General features: G+C 71.6%; 2 protein-coding genes. Both read right to left on the bottom strand.

Annotated features, from left to right (window positions below):
• The coding region (locus tag DB032_RS23360; protein ID WP_233246774.1) for a condensation domain-containing protein at positions 1-1,152 on the bottom strand (1,152 nt) is incomplete at its 3' end.
• A gap of 204 nt (positions 1,153-1,356) precedes the next feature.
• The coding region (locus DB032_RS23355; protein ID WP_158274408.1) for a non-ribosomal peptide synthetase at positions 1,357-6,147 on the bottom strand (4,791 nt) is incomplete at its 5' end.

Below are 6,147 nucleotides of genomic sequence, written 5' to 3'. Positions count from 1 at the left end.
CAGCTCGAGTTCGGGTCCGGGGACGGCGCACAGGCTGAGCGGGTAGTGGGAGGTGTCCGCGCCGTCGCCGCCGAGCGGAATCAAGGCCAGGCCGTCGGCCACCTCGCCGTCGGCCGCGCCGGGCAGCGCCGGATAGCTTTCGAAAACCAGCAGGGTGTCGAACAGCTCCGTTCTTCCCGCCGCCTGCTGGATCTCGGCGAGGCTGAGGTGCTGATGCTCGATCAGCGCGGCCTGCTGGGCCTGCAGGCGTTGCAGCAGGGCGGTCAGGGTTTCCTCGGGCCGCAGCCTCAGGCGCAGCGGGACGGTGTTGATCAGCAGGCCGACCATGCGCTCGACGCCGGGGAGCTCCGGCGGACGTCCGGAGACGGTGACGCCGAAAACGACGTCGTCTGAGGCGGAGAGGCGGGCGAGCAGAATGGCCCAGGCGGCTTGCAGCAGGGTGTTGAGGGTGACGCCCAGTTGGCGGGCCCGCGCCTGCAGCGGGGCGGTTTCGGTTTGACGGGACAGGATCAGCTGGCGTTCCCCCGCGGCGGCGGCGCCCAGTTTGGCCGGCTCGTCCAGCGCGTCCAGGCTGGCGGCCCAGGCGCGGGCGGCGGCGGCCTTGTCCTGCTGTTGCAGCCAGGCCAGATAATCGCGGTAGGGCGCGGCCGGCGGCAGCGCGGCCGATTCTCCCTGGCGGTAGAGCGCGAACAGCTCGTCCATCAGGATGGGCATGGACCAGCCGTCGAACAGCAGGTGGTGGAAGCTCCACAGCAGTTGATGGCGTTCCGCGTCCAGCTTGACCAGGATGAAGCGCAGCAGCGGCGGCTTGCCCGGATCGAAGCGGCGGCGCAGATCCGCCTCCAGCAGCGCGTCCAGCGCGGCGGCGTCCCGGCCGGACAGATCTTCCTCGCGCCAATCCAGCTCGAACTCGCGGGGCACCACCTGACGCGGCTGCGCCAGCCCCTTGTAGACGAAGGCGGCGCGCAGATTGGGATGGCGTTGCAGCAGCGCCTCCGCCGCGCGCCTGAGCCGGCCGGCGTCCAGGACGCCGCGCAGCTCGAAGCGGTTGCGGACATGGTAGGCGTCCACCTCGCGTTCGTCGTACAGCGCGTGAAACAGCAATCCTTGCTGCAATGGCGACAGCGGCAGGATTTCGGCGATCTTCGACATCGTGAACCTCGCAATGGGCGGCCGCCGTCGGCGGCCCCCGGAAAGTATTTGGAACAGGCTCTTAGAGCCTGTTCAAAGTCTCGCGAGCAAGGGCGAGACAAGGCGAAAACGAGCGAAAAAGCGGAATGTACAGGTGGTACATGAGCATTTTGAGCTTGTTTTTAACGCTGTATCGCTGAAGCGCAGCAGACATTGAACAGGTTCTTAGAAGCCGGCTTCGATCAGGTCTATCTCCTCCTGCAACAGCCCGCCGGCCAGGGGGTGGTCGGACGGGGTGCTGCCGCCGGCGTCCGGCGCGTGGCCCAGCCTGGCCAAGGCGCGCAGCGCGTCGAACCAGTCTTCCGCCAGCTTTTCAATTTCCTGCCGGTCGAACAGGCGGCCGGCCCACAGCCAGGTGGCCACCAGTTCCGGCCCGTCCGGGCCGTCGTGGGTGGCGGCGTTGAGCTCGATCGCGTGGGACACGGGCGTCGAAGGATCGCTGTTTCCGTCCAGCCCGGCCGCTTCCGGCGCCGGCATCCAGTCGCCGCGGGCCGGCGTGGAGAAGCGCCCCAGATAGTTGAAGCCGAGTTGCGCCGGCGCCGCGCCGCTCAGTTGGGCGGCGGTCTCCGGATTGAGATAGCGCAGCAGGCCGTATCCCAGGCCCCGGTCCGGCAGCGCGCGCAGTTGCTCCTTGACCCGCTTCAGCGCCGCGCCCAGCACGGCGTCGTCGTCCAGGGCGGCCGCGGCCGACGCGCCGGGATCGAGGCAGACGGGGAACAGGCTGGTGAACCAGCCCACGGTGCGGGAGAGATCGCAATGCTCGCCCAGCTCCTCGCGGCCGTGGCCTTCCAATTCCAGGCGCACCGCGGAGCCGCCGTCCTGCCCCCTGCCTTGCCGCCAGCGCGCCACCGCCAGCGCGAAGCCGGTGAGCAGCACGTCGTTGATGCCGGCATGGAACAGCGCCGGCACCCGGGTCAGCAGATCGGCGGTCACGGCGGAAGGCAGCGCCACGCTCAGACGCCGGCTGGCGCCGGCCGTGTCCAGCGCCGGGTCCAGCGGGCAGGGCGATAGCGGCGGATCGGGCTGGTTCTGGATGGCCGCCCACATCGGCGCTTCGGCCGCGCGGGCGGCGCGGACGGCGTCCTCGTTCAGCAGCAGCGCCCAGCGGCGGAAGGAAGTGGCCACCGGATCGAGCTGTATGGGCTGGCCGGCGCGGGCCTCGCGCCAGGCGGAGGCCAGGTCGGGCAGCAGGATGCGCCAGGAAACGCCGTCCACCGCCAGGTGATGGATGCCCAGCCACAGCCTGCCCGGCGCGTCCGGGCCGGCGTCCAGCCACAGCGCCCGCAACATGGCGCCGGCGGCGGGGTCCAGCTGCCGCGCCGCGGCGGCGATGTCGGCCGGCGGGATCTCCAGATGCGCGTCCGCCGCGATGCGGCGCAGGCAGTCCTGCGCCGAGGTCGAGCCGACCGGCGGCACGCTCAGGCCGTTGTCGGCATCCAGCCGCATGCGCAGCGCGTCGTGTTTGTCCAGCAGTGCTTGCAGCGCCTGCAGCAGATGGGCTTGTTCCAATCCGGCGGGGGTTTGCAACAGCATGGATTGGTAGAAGCCGCTTTGCGGGCCGCCGCGCTCCAGCCACCAGCGGATGATGGGCGTCGCCGGCAGCGGGCCCTCCGCGATGTCCTCGGCCGCGACGGCGACGACAGGCCGGGCGACGGCGGCCAGCGCCTCCACCCGAGGATGGAGGAAGACCTCGCGCGGGCTGAGCAGCAAGCCTTGCCGCCGCGCGCGGCTGACCAGCAGGATGGAGGCGATGCTGTCGCCGCCGAGATCGAAGAAACCGTCGTCCAGACCGACTTCGTCCAGGCCCAGCAGTTCGGCGTACAGCCCGGCCAGGATGCGTTCGGCGTCGCTGCGCGGAGGCCGCCGCTCGCCGGCCTGGAAATCGGGCGCGGGCAGCGCGCGGTGGTCCAGCTTGCCGTTGGGGGTCAGCGGCAGCGCGTCCAGCGCGACGACGGCGGCCGGCACCATATAGTCGGGCAGCTGCGCCGCCAGGGCTTGTCTGAGCGTGGACGGGGCGATGTCGGCGCCGGGGTGGAGCGCGACATAGGCGAGCAGCTGGCGCGGCGCGCCGTCCGTCTCGCGCAGCACCGCCCGCGCCTGGGACACGGCCGGGTGTTCGCTCAGCCTGGCCTCGATTTCGCTCAGTTCGATGCGGAAGCCGCGCAGCTTGATTTGTTGATCGGCGCGGCCGAGGAATTCCAGCTGGCCGTCGGCGCGCCAGCGCGCCCGGTCGCCGCTGCGGTACAGCCGGCTGCCGGCGGGGCCGAAGGGGTTGGCCACGAAACGCTCGGCGCTGAGTGCCGGCTGATCCAGATAGCCGCGCGCCAGGCCGCTGCCGGCCAGGTAGAGTTCGCCGGGCGCGCCGACGGGCAGCGGGCGCAGCGCGGAATCGAGCACATAGGCGCGGGTATTGTCCATCGGCGCGCCTATCGGCAGCGGCGCAGCCAGTGGCTGATCGCGCGGCAGCGGGCAGCAGGTGGCGAAGGTGGTGGTCTCGGTGGGGCCGTAGACGTGGACCAGCTCCAGCTCCGGATGGCGCTCCCGCACCCGCTGGAAGGCGCGCAGCGAGGCGGCTTCGCCGCCGGTCCACAGCGTGCGCAGGCTGGCGAAGCAGTCCGGCCGCTCCTCGGCCAGCAGGTTGAACAGCGCGGTGGTCAGGAAGGCCGCGGTGACGCTTTCCCGCTGTAGGACGTCCGCCAGCGAGTCGATGTCGTTGTCCCCCGGCGGCGCCAGCGTCGCCTGGCCGCCGTGCAGCAAGGGCGTCCACAGCTCGTAGGTGGAGGCGTCGAAGGCATGCGGAGAGTGCAGCAGCACCTTGCTCTGGGATACGCCCTCCCAGCGGCGGTCCAGCGCCAGATCCCCGACGTTGGCGTGGCTGACGGCTATGCCCTTGGGCACGCCGGTGGAGCCAGAGGTGTACATCACATAGGCCAGCGCGTCGGGGGTCAGCTCCAGGCGGGGCGGGTGCTCGGCGCTGTCGGACGGACCGTCTATCCGCAGCACCGGCAGGCCCGGCGGCAGCATGGCCGGCGCCGGGGCCTCGTCGGCCAGCAGCAAAGCGGCGCGCGACTGAGTTAGGGTCCAGGCACGCCGCTCTTCCGGCTGGGCGGTGTGCAGCGGGATATAGCAGCCGCCGGCCTTGAGCACGCCGAGGATGGCCACCGGCAGCAGCGGGCCGCGCCGCAGCCACAGCGCCACCGGCGTTTCCACGGTCACGCCGGCCGCGCGCAGGCGGTGGGCCAGCGCGTTGGATTGCAGATCCAGCTGGCGGTAGCTCAGGCGAACGTCGCCGGCGCAGACCGCGACGGCGTCCGGCGTCAGCCGGGCCTGCCGGCGGAACAGCTCGGGCAGCGTCGCCGGCGCGGTGGCGCGAGTGGTGGCGTTCCAGCCGTCCAGCTGGCGGCTCTCGGCCTCGTCCAGCCAGCGCAGGCTGGCCAGCGGCCGCTCAAGATCGCCGGCCAGCGCCTGGAACAGGCGCGTCAGGCTGGCGAGAATGCGTTCGGCCGCGGCCGGCGGGAAGGCGTCGGCGCGGCAGCCCAGCCGGAGCTCCAGCCTTTCCCCCGGCACCACGCAGAGGCCCAGCGGGTAATGCGACACATCGCCGCCCAAGCCGTTTACGGGGCGCACGCTCAGGCCGTCTCCGGCGCGGCTTTGGCGCAGCGCGTCGAGCTGCGGATAGTTTTCGAACACCATCAGCGTGTCGAACAATTCCTCCATGTCCGTCAGCTGCTGGATGTCGCCGAGTCCGAGATGCTGATGCTCCATCATCGCGGCCTGGCGCGATTGCAGATCGTCCAGCCAGCCGGCCAGCGTGGCCGACGGTTCCAGTTTCAGGCGCAGCGGCACGGTGTTGATCAGCAGGCCGGGCAGCCGCGCGATGTCTTCCAGCGGCGCGGTCCGTCCGGACACGGTGATGCCGAACAGCAGATCGTCGCGGCCGGTCAGGCGGGCCAGCAGCAGGCCCCACGCGGCCTGGGCCAGGGTGTTGAGGGTCAGTCCGCGACGCCGCGCCTGGGCGGACAGCGCGGCGCTGAGCTCCGCCGTCAGCGCGGCGGTGTGCAGATCAGGCCGCCGTTCCGCGGCGGGGAGGCCGGGCGCCACCAGGGTGGGCTCGTCCACGCCGCGCAGGTATTGGCCCCAGGCCTGGCGGGCGGCGGCCTGATCGCGGCCGGACAGCCAGAGCAGGTAATCGCGGTAGGCCGGCGCGGGCGGCAGCGCGGCCGATTCTCCCTGGCGGTAGAGCGCGAACAGTTCTTCCAGCAGCACGGGAAGGGACCAGCCGTCGAGCAGCAGGTGGTGGAAAGTCCAGAGCAGGCGGTGGCGCTCCGGCGCCAGCCGGATCAGGGTGAAGCGCAGCAGCGGCCCGCGGTCCGGCGGCATGCTCTCCCCATGATCGGCCGTCTGCATGTCTTCCAGCCGCGCGCGCGCCTCGTCGTCGCTGAGCGCCGACAAATCGGCTTCCCGCCACGGCGCGGCGCTGTCCAGGCTCAAGGCCTGCATCGGCTGCAGGGTGTCCTCGTGAATGAAGGAGGCCAGCAGATGCGGGTGGCGGCTAAGCAGGCCTTCGCCGGCGCGGCGCAGCGCGGCGCCGTCCAGCGCGCCGTCCAGCTCGATGCGCATCTGCACCACATAGGGGTTGGCGGCGGAGTGGTCGTAGAGCGCGTGGAACAGCAGGCCTTGCTGCAGCGGCGTCAGCGGCAGCAGTTCGGCGAGGCCGGGGCGGCGGCGGCTCAGGCGCTCGATTTCGGCCGGCTCCAGCCGCAGCAGCGGCGCGTCGGCGCGCGCGTCAACGGCCAGGGCCGAGGCCTCGGCCGCAACTTGGGCGAGGCCGCGGACGCTGGGGTGTTCGAATACCTGGCGCGGCGTCAGGCCCAAGCCCTGCTTGCGGGCCAGGCTCACCAGCTGGATGGAGCTGATGCTGTCGCCGCCGAGATGGAAGAAGCTGTCGTCCAGTCC

It is taken from the genome of Chromobacterium sp. Panama (genome assembly GCF_003052555.1).
In the GTDB taxonomy this organism is placed as follows: Bacteria; Pseudomonadota; Gammaproteobacteria; order Burkholderiales; family Chromobacteriaceae; genus Chromobacterium.
The sequence above is the reverse complement of the archived record's forward strand: the minus strand, read 5'-3'. Positions and strand labels throughout refer to the sequence as shown.